Origin of the sequence: Salinimonas profundi, assembly GCF_014750655.1 — a bacterium.
GTDB classification, from domain to species: Bacteria; Pseudomonadota; Gammaproteobacteria; order Enterobacterales; family Alteromonadaceae; genus Alteromonas; species Alteromonas profundi_A.
In genome coordinates this window covers 30,406-52,382 of the sequence record NZ_JABBXD010000011.1, presented here as the reverse complement: position 1 = coordinate 52,382, position 21,977 = coordinate 30,406, and the positions used below count along the sequence as shown (strand labels likewise).

The 21,977-nt window shown below is 45.7% G+C and carries 26 protein-coding genes; 22 read left to right on the top strand and 4 right to left on the bottom strand.

All coding sequences use genetic code 11. The features are described from left to right. Nucleotide 1 precedes the first annotated feature (1 nt). The 16 genes from HHX48_RS15720 to HHX48_RS15645 all read left to right on the top strand — a co-directional run bounded on the left by HHX48_RS15720 (nucleotide 2) and on the right by HHX48_RS15645 (nucleotide 13,360). Entirely contained in the window at nucleotides 2-847 is an 846-nt protein-coding gene (locus HHX48_RS15720; RefSeq protein ID WP_117316838.1) for a hypothetical protein, read from the top strand. Further along, nucleotides 844-2,781 carry a 2Fe-2S iron-sulfur cluster-binding protein gene (locus HHX48_RS15715; RefSeq protein ID WP_139758061.1) on the top strand — a complete coding sequence of 646 codons (1,938 nt, stop codon included), beginning with the start codon at nucleotides 844-846 and terminating at the stop codon, nucleotides 2,779-2,781. Before HHX48_RS15720 ends, HHX48_RS15715 begins: the two co-directional genes overlap by 4 nt. Beyond that, complete coding sequence (locus HHX48_RS15710) at nucleotides 2,781-3,539, top strand: hypothetical protein (RefSeq protein ID WP_013755285.1); 759 nt, start codon at nucleotides 2,781-2,783, stop codon at nucleotides 3,537-3,539. Before HHX48_RS15715 ends, HHX48_RS15710 begins: the two co-directional genes overlap by 1 nt. Further along, nucleotides 3,536-4,330 carry a multiheme c-type cytochrome gene (locus HHX48_RS15705; RefSeq protein WP_013755284.1) on the top strand — a complete coding sequence of 265 codons (795 nt, stop codon included), beginning with the start codon at nucleotides 3,536-3,538 and terminating at the stop codon, nucleotides 4,328-4,330. The genes HHX48_RS15710 and HHX48_RS15705 overlap by 4 nt, the downstream gene beginning before the upstream one ends. A gap of 12 nt (nucleotides 4,331-4,342) precedes the next feature. Then, nucleotides 4,343-5,566: a hypothetical protein gene (locus HHX48_RS15700; RefSeq protein ID WP_117316836.1), complete on the top strand. Its 1,224-nt coding sequence runs from the start codon at nucleotides 4,343-4,345 to the stop codon at nucleotides 5,564-5,566. Between the two features lie 16 nt (nucleotides 5,567-5,582). Then, nucleotides 5,583-5,876 (top strand): Kae1-like domain-containing protein, encoded by a 294-nt coding sequence (locus tag HHX48_RS15695; protein WP_223858474.1) that lies wholly within the window; start codon nucleotides 5,583-5,585, stop codon nucleotides 5,874-5,876. After that, the gene (gene hypE / locus HHX48_RS15690; RefSeq protein WP_223858465.1) at nucleotides 5,846-6,916 is read left to right on the top strand and encodes a hydrogenase expression/formation protein HypE; all 1,071 of its coding nucleotides are present in this window, start codon (nucleotides 5,846-5,848) and stop codon (nucleotides 6,914-6,916) included. The genes HHX48_RS15695 and hypE overlap by 31 nt, the downstream gene beginning before the upstream one ends. A 119-nt stretch (nucleotides 6,917-7,035) precedes the next feature. Next, nucleotides 7,036-7,446: a MerR family transcriptional regulator gene (locus tag HHX48_RS15685; RefSeq protein ID WP_117316834.1), complete on the top strand. Its 411-nt coding sequence runs from the start codon at nucleotides 7,036-7,038 to the stop codon at nucleotides 7,444-7,446. A 24-nt stretch (nucleotides 7,447-7,470) separates the two neighbouring features. After that, complete coding sequence (locus HHX48_RS15680; RefSeq protein WP_176582454.1) at nucleotides 7,471-9,819, top strand: heavy metal translocating P-type ATPase; 2,349 nt, start codon at nucleotides 7,471-7,473, stop codon at nucleotides 9,817-9,819. Nucleotides 9,820-9,831: 12 nt separating this feature from the next. Beyond that, a complete protein-coding gene (locus tag HHX48_RS15675; RefSeq protein ID WP_044447459.1) occupies nucleotides 9,832-10,185 on the top strand; it encodes a cupredoxin domain-containing protein in 354 nt (117 codons plus the stop codon). A 46-nt stretch (nucleotides 10,186-10,231) separates the two neighbouring features. Beyond that, nucleotides 10,232-10,555: a DUF2933 domain-containing protein gene (locus tag HHX48_RS15670; protein WP_013755268.1), complete on the top strand. Its 324-nt coding sequence runs from the start codon at nucleotides 10,232-10,234 to the stop codon at nucleotides 10,553-10,555. Next, nucleotides 10,545-11,198, top strand: a complete 654-nt coding sequence (locus HHX48_RS15665; protein WP_139758062.1) for a methyltransferase family protein — start codon at nucleotides 10,545-10,547, stop codon at nucleotides 11,196-11,198. The genes HHX48_RS15670 and HHX48_RS15665 overlap by 11 nt, the downstream gene beginning before the upstream one ends. A 10-nt stretch (nucleotides 11,199-11,208) precedes the next feature. Continuing rightward, nucleotides 11,209-11,661, top strand: a complete 453-nt coding sequence (locus HHX48_RS15660; RefSeq protein WP_044447461.1) for a hypothetical protein — start codon at nucleotides 11,209-11,211, stop codon at nucleotides 11,659-11,661. 49 nt (nucleotides 11,662-11,710) lie between these two features. Continuing rightward, nucleotides 11,711-12,082: a cation transporter gene (locus HHX48_RS15655; RefSeq protein ID WP_139758063.1), complete on the top strand. Its 372-nt coding sequence runs from the start codon at nucleotides 11,711-11,713 to the stop codon at nucleotides 12,080-12,082. Between the two features lie 175 nt (nucleotides 12,083-12,257). Next, nucleotides 12,258-12,527: a transposase gene (locus HHX48_RS15650; protein WP_117316825.1), complete on the top strand. Its 270-nt coding sequence runs from the start codon at nucleotides 12,258-12,260 to the stop codon at nucleotides 12,525-12,527. A gap of 23 nt (nucleotides 12,528-12,550) precedes the next feature. Beyond that, nucleotides 12,551-13,360, top strand: a complete 810-nt coding sequence (locus HHX48_RS15645; protein ID WP_269750732.1) for an IS3 family transposase — start codon at nucleotides 12,551-12,553, stop codon at nucleotides 13,358-13,360. A 72-nt stretch (nucleotides 13,361-13,432) separates the two neighbouring features. On the opposite strand, the gene HHX48_RS15640 is transcribed toward HHX48_RS15645, so the two are convergent. Further along, nucleotides 13,433-13,828 carry an ion channel gene (locus tag HHX48_RS15640; protein ID WP_117316821.1) on the bottom strand — a complete coding sequence of 132 codons (396 nt, stop codon included), beginning with the start codon at nucleotides 13,826-13,828 and terminating at the stop codon, nucleotides 13,433-13,435. Between the two features lie 110 nt (nucleotides 13,829-13,938). Here HHX48_RS15640 and HHX48_RS15635 point away from each other — a divergent pair, with 110 nt between their 5' ends. Then, entirely contained in the window at nucleotides 13,939-14,469 is a 531-nt protein-coding gene (locus tag HHX48_RS15635; protein WP_117316818.1) for a DUF305 domain-containing protein, read from the top strand. Then, nucleotides 14,462-15,193: a MauE/DoxX family redox-associated membrane protein gene (locus tag HHX48_RS15630; RefSeq protein WP_139758065.1), complete on the top strand. Its 732-nt coding sequence runs from the start codon at nucleotides 14,462-14,464 to the stop codon at nucleotides 15,191-15,193. The genes HHX48_RS15635 and HHX48_RS15630 overlap by 8 nt, the downstream gene beginning before the upstream one ends. A gap of 81 nt (nucleotides 15,194-15,274) precedes the next feature. Here the strand turns inward: HHX48_RS15630 and HHX48_RS15625 are convergent, their stop codons facing one another. From HHX48_RS15625 to HHX48_RS15615, 3 genes are read right to left on the bottom strand one after another with little or no spacing between them, the layout of a single operon-like run. Next, entirely contained in the window at nucleotides 15,275-15,736 is a 462-nt protein-coding gene (locus HHX48_RS15625) for a YybH family protein (protein ID WP_139758066.1), read from the bottom strand. Between the two features lie 10 nt (nucleotides 15,737-15,746). Next, nucleotides 15,747-16,628, bottom strand: coding sequence for a copper resistance D family protein (locus HHX48_RS15620; RefSeq protein ID WP_139758067.1), 882 nt, complete (start codon nucleotides 16,626-16,628; stop codon nucleotides 15,747-15,749). Between the two features lie 9 nt (nucleotides 16,629-16,637). Further along, a complete protein-coding gene (locus tag HHX48_RS15615) occupies nucleotides 16,638-16,991 on the bottom strand; it encodes a copper resistance CopC family protein (protein WP_117316811.1) in 354 nt (117 codons plus the stop codon). Nucleotides 16,992-17,425: 434 nt separating this feature from the next. Here HHX48_RS15615 and HHX48_RS15610 point away from each other — a divergent pair, with 434 nt between their 5' ends. The 4 genes from HHX48_RS15610 (at nucleotide 17,426) to HHX48_RS15595 (ending at nucleotide 21,939) form a co-directional block, all read left to right on the top strand. Further along, the gene (locus HHX48_RS15610; protein ID WP_139758068.1) at nucleotides 17,426-17,815 is read left to right on the top strand and encodes a hypothetical protein; all 390 of its coding nucleotides are present in this window, start codon (nucleotides 17,426-17,428) and stop codon (nucleotides 17,813-17,815) included. A gap of 81 nt (nucleotides 17,816-17,896) precedes the next feature. Beyond that, a complete protein-coding gene (locus tag HHX48_RS15605) occupies nucleotides 17,897-19,696 on the top strand; it encodes a copper resistance system multicopper oxidase (protein ID WP_139758069.1) in 1,800 nt (599 codons plus the stop codon). Nucleotides 19,697-19,705: 9 nt separating this feature from the next. Further along, nucleotides 19,706-20,455 (top strand): copper resistance protein B, encoded by a 750-nt coding sequence (locus HHX48_RS15600; RefSeq protein ID WP_139758070.1) that lies wholly within the window; start codon nucleotides 19,706-19,708, stop codon nucleotides 20,453-20,455. Nucleotides 20,456-20,613: 158 nt separating this feature from the next. Then, the gene (locus HHX48_RS15595) at nucleotides 20,614-21,939 is read left to right on the top strand and encodes an APC family permease (RefSeq protein WP_139758071.1); all 1,326 of its coding nucleotides are present in this window, start codon (nucleotides 20,614-20,616) and stop codon (nucleotides 21,937-21,939) included. The last annotated feature ends 38 nt before the right edge of the window (nucleotides 21,940-21,977 follow it).

Here is a 21,977-nt window from a genome sequence, read left to right as displayed (position 1 = left end):
TGTGAAGATTAGAGAGTGTCACCAAACCTACCGTTTAGCGGCTATTGTGAGTCTGGTATTATCTAGTGTCTTATTCACAACCGCGTGTTCAGCGATAACACAACAAACTAGTTCGAAAGAAAAATCTCAAGAAACACAATCTTCAGACACTGCGCCCGAGTTAGCACCGGCTGACTTTGCAAAGATCCAATCAGCTTTGCGCTCATTAGACAACTCACTGGCAGCGCGATCAAAAAGCAATATCGGCGTTAAACAAAGCGATGCCAGCCCTCAACTCAACGAATCATCTACGCCCCCTAAAGCGACGAGCAAGATGAAGATGGGCATGGGAAAAGGGAAAAAGAAGATGACAATGAACGGAAAGTCTTGCATGGGGATGATGTGTAAGATGATGATGAAAAATAGTTCGATGATGGGTATGCCTCCTGAACAAAATACACCGGAGATATCCAAACCTTCATCAACGATAAGCTTGCCAGGTGCGAGTAGTGCACCTCATATTTACCACCTTGGTGAACAAGCCTTTTTCTTAAACCACACAACAACATTAGAACTAACAGATACGCAGTATCAAACGTTGTTATCGATTCAATCTGAGTGGGAGTCTTCCCAAAAAAGCCTTGCGCAGCAGCGTAGTGCATTAGAGGCATTATTGTGGGAATTGACAGCCCAAGGATTGCCTCAATACGACAATATTAAAGACACCATTAGTGAAATAGAGGCCATAAACAGCACCCTACGCCTACAGTTTATTGCTTCGGTGGGGAAAGCCGTCTCAGTATTAACACCCCCGCAGATTGCGAAAATAAATGCGCTATGGGCGGCTGAACAAAAGGATGCGTCATGACTAGGGGGAGTAAACGCGCATCAATCATTCACCGCTATTGTGTCATTCTAAACGTCGTTCTTTTTTTCGTGATTATAAATGCGCACGCACAGCAACAGACTGAGGATAGTGAGCATGCCAGTCATCATCCTGAGGCAGCGAATGGGCCGATTGTTGCGGCAAGCACAGATTCTCCGCCTTTAGCCAACCAAGTTAAAGGTCAGCCGGGCAATGCCAACGCAATGATGGGGCCAGGTATGGCAAAAGGCATGGATAAAATGATGGAGAAAATGGGAGCGCCTAAACCTAAAGATCTCTATCCAACTTTAATGCGGATGCAATCAACCACGCCGGAACAAAGAGATAGTATCTTAGGCAAAGCGTCGGCGCGTATGCAACAAGGAAGTGAACAACTGACTACCGGGTTTGAATCGCTCGCCCGTGCCGCAGCCGTTGATGACTATACCCAAATGCAAGTAGCTGTTGAGACCGTTAAAGAAGGGATCGCGCATTTTGATAGTGGTCTTGCGGCAAAACGGGCAATACAAGATGGGCAAGATCCCAGAAGAGTGGCATTAACCTGGTTTAAATCGCAAATGAATTTGCTACCCAGTTCACCAGTGAATGATTCCTCAACACTATTTGGCATGACGCCGTTTCATACTGCAGTGATGCTTGTTCTGCTGATCTTCACTGTCGTCATGGTGTATGTTTATGGATTTAAAATGCGCAGAGCTGCCGCATTGCTAGAAGAGCTTAGGTCCACTGAGACCGCAAGCGCTTCTGCGCCCACTAAGCAAACATCACCTAACGAGATACCTACTAACGCACCTGTAGGGACTGACGCTGTTTTAATACCCGCTACAGCGCATGTATTACCTTCTACGACTATGTCACCGCGTAAAGGTGTCTATAGTGGCAGTATGCAAGTCACCGGTATTTTTCATGAGACCCATGATGTTAAAACGTTTCGACTTGCCAGCGCCGATGGTCAAGTCATCCCATTTAGTTTTGAACCTGGACAATTTGTGACTTTTACGCTCACGATTGATGGTGTTGAAAAACCGGTGAAGCGGTCTTACACCATCGCATCATCACCCACTGAGCAGTATTACTTTGAAGTCACCATCAAACGCGAGGAATTCGGTGTTGTTTCTCGTCATATGCATGACGTCGTAAATGTGGGAGATACGCTTTCAATTAAAGCGCCTGGCGGCAAGTTTTACTTCAATGGTCAAGATGCAAGTAGTGTTGTATTGATTTCAGGGGGGGTTGGGATCACGCCCATGATGAGCGCGGTACGTTATTTAACCACGACGTGCTGGGACGGTGACATTTATTTTCTGTTTTGTACGCGAACGTCTAACGATTTTATTTTTGAACAGGAATTAAAATATCTACAAGCACGTCACCCAAGGTTGAAAGTACTCGTCAGTATGACACAGGCGGATGGCACATCTTGGATGGGACCTCAGGGGCGTTTTTCATCGGCATTGATAAATGAATTCGTGCCGGACATAGCATTAAAAACAGCACACATTTGTGGGCCGCCGGCAATGATGGATGCAACCAAGGATATTTTATCTGAATTGGGTATGCCTGAAGCGAATATTAAAACAGAAGCTTTCGGTGGTGCGAGTCCGAAGAAAACGGCCACTAAAACGGAGGTCGCCCCAAACACGCCTGTAAACAATACGCGCCAAGTGCGATTTAGTTTATCAAATGCACAGGCACAAGCCGGCACAGATGAAACCGTATTGGACGTTGCTGATGGACTTGATGTTGATATTGAGAATTCGTGCCGGGCAGGCTCTTGCGGCAGTTGCAAAGTGAAATTACTGCGCGGCGATGTTGATATGGAGGTTGATGATGGGTTGGAGGCAGAAGATAGGGTCAGTGGTTATATTTTAGCCTGTCAAGCCATCCCTAAAACTGATGTGGAGGTGGAAGCATAGTGAATAGTCAAGAACGAACCATTGTAGGCAGCTTGGTGGTCTTAATGATCTTACTTTGGCTAGGGTTTGTGTGGCACCGTGACCCAGCATTCCCTGGCAGCTTTGCTGGATTTGTCGTTGGTTTGACTGCGCTGGTATTGATGTTTATTCCGTTGCTTTACATGATCATTAAACGCAACAAAGCACTTAAGAAAGTCGTGACCAAGCAAATAGCCATGCCTACGCTACTGCGCATTCATATTTATGCTGGAGTATTGGGACCTATTCTTGCACTCATCCATAGCGCCCATCGTTTTGATAGTGCTACTGGAGTCTCCATCATCATCTTTATGATGGTCGTTGTGATCAGTGGATTTGTTGGTCGGTATGTACTAGGACTTATTTCCTCAAATGTGAAAGAGAAAAAGCGTCAAGTGACCGAACTCCAAGGTGCACTTTCAAGCGCCAAACAATCTCTAAAAGACGCGGTCTGCGACGTAAGATATTCGACTTTCGCCCAAACATCAGCGAGACATATTCCATACATTGCTTTAAGTGTACCTACTTCAGCGCAAAGTAAGCTGTTTCGACAAGAGAGTAAGGTTCTATCTATTATCGATGCCATTTCTGATGTTGAATACAGCATTCTGATTCACGACACTGCGAAAACTTGGTTTGCTCGTTGGTTGAAATTTCATATCGTGATTTCGATAACGCTCTATGGCGTATTGTTCTTTCACATTTTCAGTGAAGTTTACTTTGGACTACGCTGGTTATGATCAAGTGGATAATAGTCATTCTGGGCTTAGTCGCAGCGGGCTTTGGTGTTAGCCATTTTTTTCACACACCAGAGGATCTTTCAAAAATTCCATGGGAACAAATGGTAGAGCCTGGTTCACTGAGCAAAGCGCATGCGTTTTTGGCGGATGACTGCTTGAGTTGTCACACGCCAGTAGAAGGCGTTGAGCGCGACAAGTGTGTGGCCTGTCATGCAAATGATACGCATATCGTCGCGCGTCAACCTACTGCGTTTCACGCCGACATAACAGAATGTGCTAGTTGTCATACTGAGCATCAAGGTGAAGATGCTAAGATTTCACTGATGAACCATATTGCATTGGTCGATATTGGGTTCAATATGCTCCCCAACCCAAACGTGCCGTTTGACGAAGGCGCAGCCACGATGGCTTTTTTAGAAAATGTTCTAGCGAATAAGCAAACGGCTGATCCCCTATTTGTGCATCCCGACGTCAGTGATAAAGAAGCATTATTGAATTGTTCACAGTGCCACAGCAACGATGATCGCCACTTTACGTTGTTCGGAGAGGATTGCGTGCAATGCCACAGTACAGACAAGTGGTCACTGCCGACGTTTATTCACCCCTCGAGTCAATCTCGTGATTGCAATCAATGTCATGAAGCGCCGCCCAGTCACTACATGCAACATTTTAAAATGATTTCCGCCAAAGTCGCTGGCGAGCCAAAAGCCAAAGTGGAGGCGTGTTATGCCTGTCATCAATCGACTTCCTGGAACGATATTAAGCGTGCCGGCTGGTACAAGCATCATTAAGGGGGAGAAACTGTGATCACAAATTCCATTGCGCTGGCAACCTCACTGTTGGTAGCAATAGTATTGTTTCTGCCTCGCCTACGACAATCTGTCCAATGGCGAGCGACAGTAACACCGCTGGCTTCAATTATTGGCAGTGGCTTTTTGATCATTGCACCACTGCTGCATTCGGTAATGGGTAAATGGGCGCTACTGGGCATTATTTTATTGTCGACTCTGGCATATTTGTTGGGTTCAGTCATTCGCTTCAATATACGTCATGCAGAGCCTGAGCTTGCTCGCAATTCACACGGCAGTATCGCAACGCTTGAGAAAGCCAGTCAATGGGCCCTCGGTGCTGCATACGCAATTTCTGTGGCGTTTTACATTAGCTTGTTTGCCGCGTTTGTCTTTGACCGCTTTGCTATTGACGATACAACGCTCATCAAATTGTTTACCAGTGGGCTGCTTGTCATCATTATGTTGGTCGCTTGGCTTCGTGGTGCAAGAGGATTGGAAACCATCGAGTTATTCGCAGTCACAATTAAGTTGGCGATTATTATTGGTGTACTAACAGCACTAGCAACTTACGATATACAAGTAAAAAGTGCGTGGTTTAAACATGAGGCGATACAATCCCTCAGCCATTTTGAAACCCTTAGCATGCTTGCCGGTATGCTCATGGTGACACAAGGGTTCGAAACCACGCGTTTTATGGGCAATAGCTATAATGCAGAGCAGCGTATTAAAGCGGGACGATATGCCCAGTGGATTGCCATTTTCCTTTACGTTGTTTTTATTGGTTTAACCTGTCCCATTTTTCTCGATTTTCCGATAACCGAACTGAATGAAACAACCATTAGCTATACCCTGGGTCAAGCCATTTGGGTATTGCCGATATTATTACTTGTGGCCGCGACGGCAAGCCAGTTAAGTGCCGCATTAGCCGATACCATAGGTGGCGGTGGTTTGCTAAAAGAGCTCTTCCATTTATCTATATCTCCTCAGTTTTATTATGTTCTTGTCATCGCGATTGCCGGCATATTAGTTTGGTCATCCAACGTATTTGAAATCATTAATCTCGCGTCAAAGGGATTTGCACTTTATTACCTTATACAAACACTCATCGCATTCAAGCTAGTACTACTGCGCCCCAAAGAACAACGCTTCAAATCGCTTCAATTGCTTGGTATTTCCGCGATTGTTGTTTCCTTATCCTTTGTGATTGGCTGGTCGATACCAGCACCGCACAGTTAATAGAGGACAGAGGCTAATGCAATCCGCAAAAACATGTTCGCCAGCAGTTCGCGTCGCAAATTTTCACGCATCACTCATTGAAACTGCGTGGGAGTTAACCCAGCGTTGTCGCAAAAAGTATGATTTCAAACATATTGGTTTGGCCGGAGGCGTCTTCCAAAACCGCATTTTATGCGATGGCCTAGCTGAACGTTTTGCACAATCAGACATTCCTGTTGTTATTCCAAGCAGTTTACCTTTAAACGATGCAGCAATAAGTGTCGGGCAAATTCACGAATATTGCTCAAGGAGATCATCACGAAAGGCATAGAGCGTAATAATCGAGCATCATCAGAACCGTTGGACACCGATACTATTCGGTTAGCGCAAGGCAATGGTGGAATATTGACCAAAAAACTTATTAATGATGTGTTTAAAAATACTGCCAATAAAGAACTAGATCTGTTACACGACGCGGCTTCGGTAACCTTCGCCGGTCCCTTTCTGAGTATGACAACCGATAGCTTCGTTGTCTCACCTTACACATTTCCAGGTGGCAATGTGGGGGCATTAAGTATTTACGGTACCGTGAATGATCTGGCTGTCGTTGGCGCGACCCCTCGGTATATCAGTACTGCATTCATTATTGAAGAAGGCTTTTCGATGACGGCTCTCAAGGAGGTTGTCCATAAAATGCATCAAGCTGCTGTAGAAACCAATGTGTCCATAATAACGGGAGATACTAAAGTCGTTCCAAAGGGATTCGGTGGTGGCGTTTATATCAATACAACGGGTGTGGGTGACAGCCAAGAAACACCAATTTGGGATACGAGTCTTATAAGGCCGGGCGATCATGTACTTGTCAGTGGCTCTGTTGGCGATCACGGTGCTTGCGTATTACTGGCGCGTGAGGACTATGGGTTGCATGGCCAATTAAAGTCCGACTGTGCCAGCGTTTTCCCGTTAGTCAATGCAATCAGAGACTTAGAAGGCGTTCGTTTTGTCCGAGACCCAACGCGTGGAGGACTATCAGTGTTACTCCATGACGTGGCAACTGAAACGGGTTTCAATATCGAGCTAATTGAAAATAACATTCCGGTGCGTCCAGAGGTCGCAAGCGTGTGTGACATTCTAGGCTTTGATCCTTTCGTTTTGGCTTGTGAGGGACGCGTTATTGCAATTGTCAGTCCCGATATTAGCAGCGAAGTACTCACTCATTGGCGGGGTATAAAAAACGGTGAAAATGCCCAACATATTGGTGTTATATCAAAAAATACAGACTTAAAGGGCCGCGTGTCGATTATTACGCCAATGGGAGGGCGACGCTTCATGAGTGAACTTGAAGATGAGCCACTTCCACGGATCTGTTGAAGGTTTAGGTGTTGACCTGTGAGCGGCTCACAGGTTTATCGTATGAAGGTGAGAGTAAAACATAGGATTAAAGGCGTGTTGTAGCAGCACAACTATGTTGATAAAGAAGGGGGTTTAAAATGCGGGTAAAACAAATAGCAGATGCACTAGATATTAGCGTTGATACCGTACGCTATTATACGCGCATTGGACTTTTGGTCCCAAATAGATCCCACAATGGATACAAGTATTATCGGCCAGCGGATGTGACGCGACTACGATTCATTTTAAGTGCTCGGTCACTAGGTTTTTCGGTCAATGATATTAAAGAGATCCTAGTTACATCTCCACAAACCAATGCGCCGTGTCCAACGGTAAGGCGTCTTATTGAAAAGAGGTTGAAAGAGACTGAACAGCGGTATCAGGACATGCATGAACTTAGAGAGCGCATGCGCTTAGCCACTTCAGAGTGGCAAAACAAACCCGATCAACCTCCAACGGCCGATACGATATGCCATTTAATTGAAGGTTTCACAGCGCTTAAGTCATAACAAGGTTTAAATAGGGAGTGGTTTATGAATTCTAAAACAGACAGTGCGAAAGCACATGGGTGTTGTAGTGGCGGCGATAAAACATCAACCGCGAACGAAGCGGTTGACACTAAAACGCAGACCAGACAGGTGTCTTCCGATGCAGGCGAGATACAACTTAATATTCAAGGGGCGAGTTGTGCCAGTTGCGTCACTAAAATTGAAACAGCCTTAAAACAAGTCGCAGGCGTCACCAGCGCAGAAATGAACTTTGCACAGCGTACAGTGCTTATCAATAGTAATGCCTCGCCAAGCGAACTGGTTCGTGCGGTAGAAGAAGCTGGGTATAACGCAACGCTGGCAAATGCCGATTCTGATGAGGCTGCCATTGAAGAAAAAGAGCAAGCGGATTGGGCATATTATAAAAAGCTAATGCGACATATGGTCATTGCATTGTCGCTTGGAGTACCGCTCATGATCTATGGTTTGGTAACCGGGGAAATGAGCGTCAACACGACCACGGAGCGAATTGTATGGTTGATTATTGGGCTCATGACATTAGGTGTCATGGTGTTCTCTGGTCGTCATTTTTATGTGGGTGCATGGAATTCGTTTAAAAATCATTCGGCCAATATGGATACTTTGATAGCCTTGGGTACAGGAACCGCCTGGTTGTACTCGATGACAGTTGTGTTCTTTCCGGGGTATGTCCCTGAAATGGCACGACATGTTTATTTTGAGGCAACCGCCATGATCATCGGCCTAATTAATTTGGGCCTGGCCCTTGAGATCAAAGCACGCGGTAAAACCTCAGAGGCCATTAAAAGGCTGATAGGCTTGCAAGCCAAGACTGCACGTGTCATTCGAGATGGCGATGATATTGATATTCCTATTGAAGATGTTTTGCTCAATGATCTTATCCGAGTTCGACCCGGAGAACGCATTTCTGTAGATGGTGTAGTCGTCGAGGGCCAAACCAGTATTGATGAATCAATGCTAACGGGTGAGCCTATGCCAATTGAGAAGCGAAAAGACGATGAGGTTGTGGCCGGTACCATCAACAAATCAGGCTCTATCGTCTTTCGGGCAGAACGCGTGGGAAAAGACACCGCGCTAGCTCAGATCATCAACATGGTAAAACGTGCACAAAATTCAAAACCACCTATTGGTCGATTGGCAGATGTTATTTCTGCCTATTTCGTGCCGGTTGTTATGATCATTGCCGTAATGAGCGCACTAGCGTGGCTCAATTTTGGTCCGGCTCCCGAGGTTGCCTTCGCAATCGTGTCAGCAACCACGGTACTGATTATTGCATGTCCTTGCGCATTAGGTTTAGCCACGCCGATGTCGGTCATGGTCGGGGTTGGCAAGGCGGCTGAAGCAGGCGTACTTATCCGCAACGGTGAAGCGCTGCAATCTGCTTCGAAAATTACCACAATGGTATTAGATAAGACCGGCACCATAACAGAGGGGGCGCCTAAAGTTACCGACGTTGTTATTGCGTCAGCTCACAATCAAGATGACGTGCTTTCGTTAGCTGCAAGCCTGGAGTCGGGTTCCGAACACCCACTCGCAATGGCGATCGTTGAATCAGCGAAAGAGCAAGGTGTGCCGATCCACTCGGTGACTGATTTTGAGTCCATTGCAGGGAAGGGCGTAGCGGCAACACTGAATTCTCAGCGTTTGCTATTTGGCAATGAAAAATTGATGAAAGAAAAATCAATAGAACTTCATCATTACGTTGATAAAGCGCAGAGGCTGGCCGCAGAGGCTAAAACCCCAATGTATTTCGCGATTGATTCAAAATTAGTTGCCGTCATTGCTGTTGCCGATCCCATAAAATCAGACTCAATAGATGCGATTAACCGCCTACAGCACAACGGAATACGTGTGGTGATGTTGACGGGGGACAATCGTATGACTGCAAAAGCCGTTGCTCGAAAAGCGGGGATTGTTGATTACGTTGCTGAAGTGATGCCAGAAGATAAAGCAAACAAAGTGCTCGAACTTCAACGTGAGGGTGAAATCGTCGGAATGACCGGCGATGGGATCAATGATGCGCCCGCCTTAGCCCATGCCAACGTCGGATTTGCTATCGGAACAGGCACTGATGTCGCAATAGAAAGTGCAGATATCACGTTGATGCGAGGCTCCTTACATGGGTTAGCGGATGCGATTGCAGTGAGTAAGGCAACGCTGAGAAACATAAAGCAGAATCTCTTCGGAGCATTTATCTATAACGTCGCGGGGATCCCATTTGCTGCAGGTGTTTTTTATCCATTTTTAGGCTTACTACTAAGCCCAGTAATTGCCGGTGCAGCGATGGCATTCTCGTCGTTAACGGTAGTGACCAACGCGAATCGATTACGTTTATTCAAAGCTAAAGAGCACTAGGAGAACCTAAAGATGATGTGGATTAATTTGATAGGGTTAGTCGTGATTGGGCTTATTGTATGGTGGTTTTGGCTTTACCAAACAAAGTCAACTGAAGTACGAGACGGCAGCATCGAAGTCCGCGTGAAAGATGGCGTATATCAACCTGCCAATATCACAGTGCCCGCGAATGAGTCTGTACAACTGATGTTCTACAGAGAAGATGCGACCCCCTGTGCGGAAACACTACTAATACCCGAGTTGGAGATCAGTGAAACATTAGTGCTTAACAAGCGTGTGATGGTCACTATTCCCCCCAAAAAGGCAGGTCGCTATCCGTTTCATTGTCAGATGCAAATGTACCGTGGCACTTTGGTGATCAAGTGATTTACCGTTTTCTGAAAACTTAAAAGACACAAAAGCGAGGTGTATTGTGAATAAACAAAAATTACCTTTTTGGCGCACCCCCAGTGGTTGGTCCGCCATCGGACTTATAGCGGCGGCAAGCTATTTCTTGTTTGTCGAGCATGGTGAACATGTTTTCCCTTATTTACCATACTTGATCCTGCTGCTATGCCCAGTGATGCATATCTTTATGCACGGAAGTCATGGTAAAGGGCATGAGACACATACTAACGACGAGCAAACATTTAAAGAGCAAACCGAAGACAATGATCAATACAGACAAGGTTATATCGAAGGGTTAGAGCAGGCACGCAAGGAAAGACGTAAAACGGAGAGCGACAATGCACGGTGAATCAGATTATGGGCTTTGGACGTTAGTCATCATTAACTCCGCAATATTTATCTTTTTTGCGTTTAGTTTCGTCAAGCCGAAGTCAAAAACAGACTGGCGAAGCTTAGGCGTATTTTCCGCTTTTATCGTGGCGTTATTTACTGAAATGTATGGTTTCCCGCTTACCATCTATTTTTTGTCCGGTTGGTTAGCCGAAAGTTACCCAGGCGTAGATTTTTTAAGTCACGAAAATGGTCACTTGTGGCATACACTGTTGGGGTTATCTGGCGATGCGCATTGGGATGTACTGCACATCTTGAGTAATGTTCTCATCGTTTTAGGATTCTTTGTTTTATCTGCTTCGTGGAATGTCCTGCATCACGCGCAAAAAACGAGCAGATTAGCGACCAGCGGTTGGTACGCACGTTGTCGGCATCCCCAATATGTTGCCTTCATTGTGATCATGTTTGGCTTTTTACTGCAATGGCCAACACTACCCACTTTGCTCATGTTTCCCATTCTCATTGTTGTCTATGTTCGACTGGCCAAACGCGAAGAGCAGCACGCCGAAACTGAGTTTGGTGATACCTATAGGCAATATAAGCAAGCCACGCCAGGTTGGTTCCCACGATTTCTCAATTCAAACGTTTCAAGCCCCGTGTAAGGATTTCAAAATGAAGAAAGCATTAGTTTCAATATTGTTTGTCGCAGGCGTTTTATCCGCTACCTTTACGAGTGCTCAGACATCCATGAGTGCCGATGAGATGTTACGCAGTAACGAGCGCGTCATGGATGCATTAATGCAACGCATCCAACGGATCAATGACGTTTCTGAGAGGCAAACGTTGATTGTTGAGCATATGAAGATGATGGATACCTACTTAACGAGTATTGAGAAGAGGATCCAAAGTGAATCTAATACTGAACAAAAGATACGATTAAAAGAGACATATAGAAAAGGCCTGCAAAGAAGTCTTGTTCTTATCGAAAGCGGCATATCAGCAAGCGACATTGTTGTGATGGGGAACTCGATAGATGAACATTTGTTGTTAATAGAACAAAGAATGACAGTTTTACGATCGTTAATGCAGCAAGTGGTTAATGCCAATAGCGTTTTAAGTAATTAGAGACGTGACTGACATAACTGTGTAGGAAATTAATTTATAGGAGAAAAGTATGAGCGATTTAGATCACAGAGTGGGCGTTTCTGAGGCTAATTTAGTGGTACGGCATTTGAAGTTAACCGGCATTACCGACGGTAATTTATTAGCAATTGTTGCTGAAATTGATGGGACCTTTGGTATTGATGCCGTTTCATTTGAAGAAGCCAAAAACACTTTGCATATCGGCTATGACGCGACCCACTGCAATTTAGATCGCATTGAGACAATCATTCGTGCACACGGTGCAGACATTTCTGATGATTTTTGGACAAAGATGAAAGAAGGCTACTACCAATTCGTTGACGAAAATATTAGGGAAAATGCGAAACATAAACCGTGGAGCTGCCATCCCGTTCCACCGGGGAAAAGTCATAAAAAGAAATAGTTTAACTGACCTTTCCCCCAGGGCGAGATCGTGAACAGTTATTAAGCAGTTAAATAATGGATCGATTTGACGATCAGTCCTAGTCGTGATCATATAGACCCTGTGACGTTTCCCCACTAATTTAATCCACCGATGATGTGAGTTTTCTCTAAACTGAAAGAAAGAGGAAACGACAATGCAAAAGTCAAAATACAACGAGACACAGATCGTCAAGATCCTGAAAACCAAAGAGTCGGGTATGAAAGTCGCTGATATCTGTCGTCAGTATGGGATCAGTGAGCAGACGTTTTATCGCTGGCAGTCCAAATACAGTGGTATGGAATCAGGTGATATCAAGCGACTCAAGCTGATGGAAGAGGAAAACCGTAAGCTTAAGCAGTTGCTTGGTGAAAAAGAACTGGATATTCAGGCACTGAAGGCAGCCCTCGCGGGAAACTATCACTGAGTCGCGCGCATCGTCGCCAGGCAGTGGCTCATATGCTTACCTATACTCAGATTAGCGAACGCCGGGCATGCCATTTAGCCGGATTGAACCGTATGACGTGGCGCTATCAGACTAAGCCCAGTAGCTTCAATCAGGCCATCAGCGAGCGTCTGTGTGCGCTGGCGAAGCAGCGTCTGCGCTTCGGCAGTCCACGCCTAACGGTCCTTATTCGGCGCGAATTTGGGGCAGTTAACCACAAGCGCGTCGAGCACCTTTACGCAGAACTGGGACTTCAGATCCCACGCCGTAAAAGGCGAAGTCGGGTTGGCCCTCAGCGCGAAGTCCCCTTTGAACGGGCGACGAAACCGATGCAGCGCTGGTCCATGGACTTCGTACACGATGCGTTGTTCAACGGCAACCAGTTCCTCGTGTTTAATCTGGTTGATGAGTATACTCGCGAGGCCATTGCCGTAGAAGTCGATAACAGCTTAAGCAGTGAGCGTATTATTCGCCTGTTTGAACGGATCAGAGAAGCGCGCGGGTTACCCGAACAACTGATCTGCCATGGCAGTGAGTTAACCAGCCGGGCATTTTTAGCCTGGTCACAGCAACATAATCTGGACGTTAGATATATCCGGCCGGGAAAGCCTACGGAAAATGCGTTTATAGAAAGTTATAACGGTAAACTGAGGAATGAGTGTCTGAACCAGCACTGGTTCCGCAATTTGGCGGAGGCTCGCCAACGAATTGAGCAATGGCGTGAAGACTACAATCACTGTCGACCACACCGCTCATTAAACCAGTTAACACCTATGGAGTTTTGTAAATTCCATTGGTGTTGGTTGTCCCAGTGAAAAGCGAGTCGAGCTTATGTCTGTGCTGGTCGGGTAAGTTGCTCTATGTTGAATTGAAATAAATTACAGTTGCTACATGAGCCTGAACACTTTCGATGCCGAACAGCTTATTAAGAGAAATCCTGTAGCTGATTCGACTCCTGCAAGCATTCGTAAATGTCCAGTCGGCTCAATACTTCCGAGGCCCAGTGTAGTAATCGTCGTCAACGAAAAATAAAAAATATCGACCGTCGTAGCTGGCTGCTTAAAGCCTCCTAACTCAAGACCAAGTCCAATTTCATAGGCCAGTGCAAAAATGATCGCGAGTAGAAGCTGGCTGCAGATGGCAATAAAAACCACGACCTGTGTTTTTATCCAAACTTTGTCCAGTTTCCTGATAGCGCTATCGGCAACTACCGATATATTAAAAACGTGCAAAGCCACACTCACTAAAAGAGTTAGCGCACTAATAATTATTGCTGTAATCATAACATTCCCTTCGATGGTACGGATTTTGAACTATCCTACATTCGCTCCCTTTTTGTCTTAAGGTGAGAGGATATTACACAAATTAGTTTCTTCTTAAGTAAGGATTACAGATGAAATACTCAAAATTTGCTGCGATGATCATTACATCAACGATTGCGATGTTCATTATGATGTATCTGAACACTTACGCAGTCTCCCATGTATGGTTCAGTGAAACGAGAACCTATATGGCGCTGTATATGGGGGCGGGCATGGCAATCGTCATGCTGGCGTTTATGCTTGGTATGTACAATAACAAAAAGCTTAACGTCGCGATTTTCTTGCTGGCAGCAGTACTCTTCGCCGTTTGTCTCTACCTTGTTCGTTCCCAAAGTACAGTTTCTGATACTGCTTACATGAAAGCGATGATCCCTCACCATTCCATCGCCATTCTTACCAGTGAGCGCTCGAAATTAAAGGATGTGCGTGTGCGTGAACTGGCGGACGGAATCATCAAAGCGCAACGAAAAGAAATTAAAGAAATGGAATGGCTGATTAAAGATATTTCTGAAAATGGGAAAGTAACGTCTCAGGCCGAGGCCGAGCAACGTCCGCTCCCAGAATTTCAGGGTAAACTGAGTAAAGGAGAGCAAAATGAGTAAGACAGCAATCCTGTATCGCATGGTAACTGACGAACATATATGCCCTTACGGATTAAGATCGAAAGATTTGCTGGAGCGTGAGGGCTTCTCAGTAGAAGATCACCACCTTACCTCTCGTAAAGAAACCGATAAATTTAAAGAGAAACATGGCGTCGAGACTACACCTCAAACGTTTATTAATAATGAACGTGTTGGGGGATATGACGAGCTTCGGGAGCATTTCGATAAGGGCGAGGCAGGTCAGACAGGGACAACCTACACGCCGGTTGTTGCTATTTTTTCTGTGGCTGCCCTGCTGTCTCTGGCATTTCAGTTCGCTGTTTCAGGCGATTTCATCTCGATAAGAACCCTTATGCTGTTTATTGCCTTTTCCATGACACTGCTCGCGGTACAAAAGCTTCAGGATTTGTATAGCTTTACTAACTCATTTATCACCTATGACCTATTGGCGATGAAGTGGTTGCGCTATGGCTACATCTATCCATTTATCGAGGCTTACGCAGGAATTGGAATGGTCGCGCAGTTGCCCGCTCTCGCTGTTGCACCATTCTCTTTGTTCATCGGAACGGTTGGTGCTATATCCGTTTTTAAAGCGGTTTATGTTGATAAGCGTGAACTAAAATGTGCCTGTGTAGGCGGTGACAGTAATGTCCCGCTGGGATTTGTATCGCTCTCTGAAAACCTGTTTATGATTGTTGGCGCGTTAATTATGTCGCTGTTGTAATAACGCTGGTCTTTTCGGCGCGCCTCTGAATTCATGCTCAGAGGCTGCCGAGTAACGCTTAGACCTCAAACAGCCACTCACTTATTTTGCCGTTGACCAGTGCAAGTGTGCTATTTTCCACTTTCCATTACGCTTCGTCAGAATCGCTGTTTCATACGAGCGGTATGTTTTACCCGACTCCGTGGTGTTTTTAGACACCGAGAGTGATGTGGCTGAATCGCCATACTCTGTCACCTTGTGCTCCCGAAGCTCTGAAGACAACGTGCTGACAAACTTCATATCAGACAGCATATGATGTGACGCGTATTCCTGAGCGCTGCGCTCGATACCACCACCTTCAACAATTATGACGTCATCTGATAGCAATGATTTCGCTGTGACTTCATTCTGCTCTCGCAAGGCTTTATGAAAAGCCAATACGACCTGGCCCGGCACGGTCTCGCTGCCTGATAGTTTAGACTGGTGCTCATCGGGTTTGTTGCCATGGGCGAAAAGGGATGGTGAGGCGGCTGCTAAGATGAATGCCACTAACAGATTTCGCATTATTATTTTCCTAATTAAACTGGGGCCCAACCACACTGGTTAATACCGAAGTAATTAACAGCAGTGCGGAGGCTAAAACTATTTCAATATTTATGGAGCGTTTCAGTTGCGCTTTGTCGTCGGCATCCTCCATTGCGGGCACCAGAATAAAGCGGTGACGTGCAGCAAGTAATAGCAATAAACCTACTACTAACATCTTGCCCAAAAAGATAAGACCATACTGAGATTGAATCAGATCTCCTGGTGACGTAAATAGCTTTATCGCCATGTAGACACCAATAAGGAGTAGTGTGGTCACGAGGAACCCTGCCATCCTGCCAAAGTCAGTCATGATACTTTTTGTGTCCTCTACCGAGAAGCTCTTACATGACATTCTCAGCGGTAACAAAGCGCCAAACCACCAACCCATAATAGCGACGTGCGTTGCCAAAATGAGTTTATCGATGAGTCCTTTTTCTGCAATGTGTCCGATAAGCGTAAAACTATACAGGCCGTATATTATCAGTACAGACAGCATCGCTCTAACAGCAACAAAGTTGACTCGCTTGACTAACGCCAGAAGCAATGGAGGTATCGCCAGTGCAGACATCAGCATTCTGACCAGAGTGACATCTCCCACAGGAGAGTCCCACATTACTTCAAGCATTATGGGGTCAAACGCCCCTTGCAGACCACTTTCAGAAAATGCGCCGGTTTTGGCAAAAAACCACAGCGCAGAAGCGAAAAAAGAGAGCGCCAGTAAAGGCACCACGTGATATACAACATTTTTGCAAAAAGCGCGGTTTTGGGCTGGCCTGTGCATAAAGAAAGCAAAACCGACTACACTGGCAAAACCTACGTAGAATACGGCTTTAGAAACAACAATGGCTGCATTCCAAAGAATTAATTCCATAGGTTTCGCTTAGTGAACCATGAAAGAGAATGTCGCTTTCATTTTATGGCCGTCCCCGCCCATTGCTATCCACTCAACAGTGTAAGTATCTGGTTTCAAAACAGGTAATTGCCAGGTGTAAGCAGCCTGCTTTCCTGATGCTGGTGTGAAAGCAAAGTCGACCTCACCGGCCTCATTGCCCGTAATGCTTACTTTCATTAATCGCAATGGTTTGGAATAGGTTAACGTCAGTTGCTCAGGGGCACTCATCAACATTGCATTGTCTGATGGTGAGCTGCTTTCAAGCATCACATCACCGTGAGCAATTGCCCCTGCACTGAACATGAGCATAAGGGCTAACCCAATTTTAAGAATGTTTTGCATATCTACCTCTTCTCTATTTATTGCTCTTTAGTCCACTGTCTTGTGGACTAAAATCTAGCGATAGGTGCGAGTATTTTCTCGGTATCACCACCGTTTAATCCCCACCCTGACTAGGGTACGCAAATTTTATTACTATTTCTTCCTGTTTTTAAAGATATGGCAGCCCCGTCGCTTCAACTTAGTCAACAGTGATTTTGCGTGAAAAGCATGCTGGAATTTTTCACTTGGATAAATAGAGGCTTCAAATACTAAATTACAACCTTATTACAGTTGGAATTTGAAATTCGTTATCGATTTTTTGAGATCTGTTTTGATAGTTTTGCGTATATGAACAAAAGTTCATATAAGTGTTGAAAGCAGAAAATCTGTCTCTATACTTTAAACTACATCGTTAATAAAACGCTACGAAAATCAGAGGAGTAGGCTTCCTACCCATGAGTATAAAGATTCTTTTCACATGTATTGTCATTTCCCTGGCAGCGCTAGCGTTGCCGGTAAGTGCGTGTGATGAAGAATCAGGTCAACAGACCGTCTCGGTGGAAATGTTACTACAAAACGCCAGTCATGCAGATAAGCATACCATCGGGGTAACAAATAAACCGCTGTCAGAGAAAAAAGCACATATGCACACGTCGCGTAAAGGCAGTTCAGATTGTTGCGAGGACGGTTGCCTATGTTTTATGGCAAATTGTCAGCATGGCTCAGCGTCGATTTATTCTTCACAAGACGAATTAGCGGTAAAATATTCAGAGCAATATGAGTTTATTGCTCTGTCCGTTCCTGTAAGCATTTCTACACCTCCATATCGACCACCAATAGCCTGACCTTCGGATATCTCCAACAAGATATTTTTCTCAGGTTGAAGCTTATCAGCCTGCGTATATTCACTTTTGAAGGTTAACATTATGAGTAATTCATTTAATGATGGTCGTCGCAGATTCGTGCTTGGCGCAATGACTGCGAGCGCAGCGACGGCCCTGACTAACGTCAGTCCACTCTGGGCTGCGCCAGCAGGACGTCACTTTAAAGACCAGGTACTGACCGGCGACATCAAACACCTGACAATTTCTGAGGCCAATTTAGCCATAGGCTCACAAACCGGTTTACCGATCACTATAAATGGCCAGATGCCGGGGCCGTTAATAAGGCTAAAGGAAGGTCAACGTGCTCAACTGAATGTCACTAACCAGTTGGAGCAGGACACTTCAATACACTGGCACGGCATTATTTTGCCCGCTGGAATGGATGGTGTGCCAGGCGTTTCGTTTGCCGGGATCAAGCCCGGTCAAACATTTAATTATGCATTTGATGTAGAGCAAAACGGAACGTACTGGTATCACAGTCATTCCGGTCTTCAGGAGCAGCGGGGCCACCTAGGTCCGCTGATTGTTGAGCCTGCCGATGGCGATATCGGCGCGGATCGGGAACACACTATCATCCTTAGCGACTGGACCTTCGCAGACCCTCACGATGTGATGAGAAAACTGAAAGTGGCTGAGGGTTATTACAATTATCAAAAGCGAACTATCTTCGACACATTGAAAGATGTTGAGAAAGAAGGACTTGCCGAGACATGGAGGGAGCGCGCCATGTGGGGCGCGATGCGCATGAGTCCTCGTGATATCGCGGATGTGACGGGCAGCACCTACACCTACCTTATGAATGGCCGCACCCCAGAGGATAACTGGCAGGCGCTGTTTAATGTTGGTGAGAAAGTTCGTTTGCGGATCATCAACGGCTCTGCAATGACCTATTTTGATTTTCGTATTCCAGGGCTGGAGATGACGGTAGTTGCCGCTGACGGTCAGCCGGTTAAGCCGGTCAATGTGGATGAATTCCGAATTGCAGTAGCAGAAACGTACGATGTCATTGTCCAACCACAAGAGCGAAAGGCTTATACCTTCTTCGCCGAGAGCTTTGACAGAAGTGGCTATACTCGTGGCACGCTCACACCATCCTTAGGTCTGACCGCAGCGGTGCCTCCACAACGAACCATCACCGAGCGCGGCATGGCTGCGATGGGAATGGATGGTATGGACATGCAACAGTCTGGAGACATGAAAAAGGGTATGGCTTCTTCAGAAATGGACATGAAGAAGATGGGCCAGCATGGCGAGCATACAATGCACAGTGACATGATGAAGGGCGATATGAAATCTTCACGAGTTCTGCCAGTAGAAAAGATAGACATTGTCCATAGTGAAGAGGGCCACGGGCCAGGCGCCGCCATGATCGCACAAAATCCACGACCGCGTTTAGACGAGCCGGGCATAGGTCTCGAAAACAGCTCTCATCGTGTGTTGGTTTATGCTGATTTGGTAGGTGAGCATGCATGGCCTGACGAGCGAGAGCCTGAGCGCCAAATCGAGCTTCATTTAACCGGCAACATGGAACGGTACATGTGGTCGTTCGATGGCAAGAAGTTCAGTGAAGTAGATGGGTATGTCCGTTTTAACTACGGAGAGCGGCTTCGTCTGATTCTGGTTAACGACACTATGATGGATCACCCCATTCATTTGCACGGTATGTGGATGGAACTGGAAAACGGCCAGTATCCGAGGCCCAGAAAACACACTATAAGCCTCAAGCCCGGTGAGAAAGTATCGTTGCAAATCAGCGCAGATGCTCCCGGGGAGTGGGCCTTTCATTGTCACCTGCTTTACCACATGGAAGCAGGGATGTTTCGTGTTGTTCAGGTCGCATAGGAGGTGAATATGAAACAGGTATTAGCAGCAGGGCTTATAGCCTCTACTCTTGGTTTTAGTGACACCGCTCTGGCTCAATCAAAAGACAACTGGCCATCTCCCATTCCGGATGAAAATTTTGGGCAGGTACTGTTTGATCGACTTGAGTATACCCGTAATGATGAGCAACAAAACATAGCTGTATGGGACATGCAGGCTTGGTACGGCGGCGATTATCACCGACTCGTGTTTAAAAGCGAAGGCGAAAATACACAAAACGATGGAATGCCGACGGATTTGGAACGCGCCGAAGTACTGTATGGCTATCTGGTCTCTGCATTCTGGTCTGTGCAGGTTGGTTTGGGAACGAAAGGCGAACTGGCATCAGATGCTGACATGGAAAACTATGCAGTGATCAGTTATCAGGGGTTAGCCCCCTATTGGTTTGAAATGGAAAACTCACTTCGTATTAACGAAGACGGTGACATGCAATTTATCAATGAAACCGAGTATGACTGGCAGTTAAGTCAGGTTTCCTATCTGCAACCACGCCTAGAAATTGTTGCGAACCTCACCGAATCGGAAAAATATAACCGTCAAAGTGGGCTGAGTAATATTCGTATCGGCTTACGCTACCGTCACGAGATTACACGGGAAATAGCGCCCTATGTCGGCGTTTATTACAGCGAAGCCTTAGGTAATACGGCTGATGCGTTAAATGCAGATGGCGAGCCAACCAGTGAGACTGGCGTAGTGTTAGGTGCAAGAATTTGGTTTTAAGTGGCCTACGCTAGAAGGGAAATAACCGGCATTGCATTGCCGGTTATTTCTTCATGTAACACCGTCGAACTTCTATTTTGCTGGGCAAATTTTTCCGTGACCGCAGCAAACTACTTCTGCGACTGCTTTGGTTCAGATGACACAAGGGGTAACCAACAATGAATGATCACGAGCATTCAAGCAATAAAGATTCGTTAAGTCTCTGGGGCGCGGTGTCAATGGGAACCGGTGTGATGATTGGCGCAGGTATATTTGCCTTAACCGGTCAAATTGCTGAACTGGCTGGCACATGGTTTCCTTTTGCATTTCTTGTAGCAGCAATAATCACAGGGTTTAGCTCATACAGTTACGTCAAAATGGCACAAAAATACCCCTCAGCAGGTGGTATAGCTATGTTCTTACAAAAAGCATATGGAAGAGGATTAATGACCGGTGCCTGTGCTTTGCTGATGTTTTTTTCCATGGTTATCAATGAAAGTCTGGTTGCCCGTACTTTTGGCACCTATGTCCTGCAATTGTTTGACTCCCAGGAAGTTGAGTGGCTCATTCCCGCGCTTGGCGTGAGTCTTCTTATTGTTGCATTCATTGCCAATATTCTAAGCAACCAATTCATTCAGACGCTTTCATTCATTATGGCCTTTATAAAAATCGCAGGGCTAGCGATTTTGGCAATAGGTGGGCTTTGGGCAACCGGTTTGTCGTTTGAAAGTGTATCGGCTCAACCGCAGGAAACCAGCGCAACAGGATTTCTAGGAGCAGTGGCACTGGGTATTTTGGGCTACAAAGGATTCACGACAATCACTAACAGCGGCGGAGAGCTAAAGCAACCGGAAAAAAATGTAGGAAGGGCCATAATCATTTCTATTTCGATCTGTGTGGTCCTTTATGTTTTTGTGGCGGTTGCAGTAGGTGCAAACCTATCAATTGACGAAATCATAAAGGCAAAAGACTACTCTCTTGCTGAAGCATCACGACCCGCCTTCGGTCAGTATGGCGCATGGTTCACTATAGCGTTTGCTATCATAGCCACATCTTCTGGCGTCGTTGCGAGCGTATTTGCAGTATCTCGCATGCTATCAATGCTTACATCGATGCAGCTTGTGCCTCACCGTCATTTTTCATTACCGGGAGATTTAAGAAGACATTCCCTAATTTATACGTTGGTAATCGCGATATTTCTGACCATATTCTTTGATTTAAGCCGTATAGCCTCGATCGGAGTCGTTTTTTATCTCGTAATGGATATTTTCATCCATTGGGGGGTATTTAAGCATTTACGCGATGAAGTGCACGCTAAAGCCTGGGTGTTAGTGAGCGCAATTATTCTGGATATTGTTGTACTCTTTTCATTTTTGTGGGTGAAAGCAAAGTCAGATATCTTCATTGTATGGGTTTCTGTGGCCGGACTTCTTATTGTATTCGCGGCTGAGAAATGGTTTTTAAAACTACATGTGTATGAAGAACATGACAAAAATTATAACTGATGTGAGTCATTGAGTTGGAAGGTTAGCAGGTTTCTAAT

Bases quoted from the DNA above. Each gene is read 5' to 3' on its own strand.
- HHX48_RS15715 (WP_139758061.1), top strand. From the start codon at position 844: ATGACTAGGGGGAGTAAACGCGCATCAATCATTCACCGCTATTGTGTC.
- HHX48_RS15705 (WP_013755284.1), top strand. From the start codon at position 3,536: ATGATCAAGTGGATAATAGTCATTCTGGGCTTAGTCGCAGCGGGCTTT.
- HHX48_RS15695 (WP_223858474.1), top strand. From the start codon at position 5,583: ATGCAATCCGCAAAAACATGTTCGCCAGCAGTTCGCGTCGCAAATTTT.
- HHX48_RS15685 (WP_117316834.1), top strand. From the start codon at position 7,036: ATGCGGGTAAAACAAATAGCAGATGCACTAGATATTAGCGTTGATACC.
- HHX48_RS15680 (WP_176582454.1), top strand. From the start codon at position 7,471: ATGAATTCTAAAACAGACAGTGCGAAAGCACATGGGTGTTGTAGTGGC.
- HHX48_RS15675 (WP_044447459.1), top strand. From the start codon at position 9,832: ATGATGTGGATTAATTTGATAGGGTTAGTCGTGATTGGGCTTATTGTA.
- HHX48_RS15665 (WP_139758062.1), top strand. From the start codon at position 10,545: ATGCACGGTGAATCAGATTATGGGCTTTGGACGTTAGTCATCATTAAC.
- HHX48_RS15660 (WP_044447461.1), top strand. From the start codon at position 11,209: ATGAAGAAAGCATTAGTTTCAATATTGTTTGTCGCAGGCGTTTTATCC.
- HHX48_RS15655 (WP_139758063.1), top strand. From the start codon at position 11,711: ATGAGCGATTTAGATCACAGAGTGGGCGTTTCTGAGGCTAATTTAGTG.
- HHX48_RS15650 (WP_117316825.1), top strand. From the start codon at position 12,258: ATGCAAAAGTCAAAATACAACGAGACACAGATCGTCAAGATCCTGAAA.
- HHX48_RS15640 (WP_117316821.1), bottom strand. From the start codon at position 13,828: ATGATTACAGCAATAATTATTAGTGCGCTAACTCTTTTAGTGAGTGTG.
- HHX48_RS15635 (WP_117316818.1), top strand. From the start codon at position 13,939: ATGAAATACTCAAAATTTGCTGCGATGATCATTACATCAACGATTGCG.
- HHX48_RS15630 (WP_139758065.1), top strand. From the start codon at position 14,462: ATGAGTAAGACAGCAATCCTGTATCGCATGGTAACTGACGAACATATA.
- HHX48_RS15625 (WP_139758066.1), bottom strand. From the start codon at position 15,736: ATGCGAAATCTGTTAGTGGCATTCATCTTAGCAGCCGCCTCACCATCC.
- HHX48_RS15620 (WP_139758067.1), bottom strand. From the start codon at position 16,628: ATGGAATTAATTCTTTGGAATGCAGCCATTGTTGTTTCTAAAGCCGTA.
- HHX48_RS15615 (WP_117316811.1), bottom strand. From the start codon at position 16,991: ATGCAAAACATTCTTAAAATTGGGTTAGCCCTTATGCTCATGTTCAGT.
- HHX48_RS15610 (WP_139758068.1), top strand. From the start codon at position 17,426: ATGAGTATAAAGATTCTTTTCACATGTATTGTCATTTCCCTGGCAGCG.
- HHX48_RS15605 (WP_139758069.1), top strand. From the start codon at position 17,897: ATGAGTAATTCATTTAATGATGGTCGTCGCAGATTCGTGCTTGGCGCA.
- HHX48_RS15600 (WP_139758070.1), top strand. From the start codon at position 19,706: ATGAAACAGGTATTAGCAGCAGGGCTTATAGCCTCTACTCTTGGTTTT.
- HHX48_RS15595 (WP_139758071.1), top strand. From the start codon at position 20,614: ATGAATGATCACGAGCATTCAAGCAATAAAGATTCGTTAAGTCTCTGG.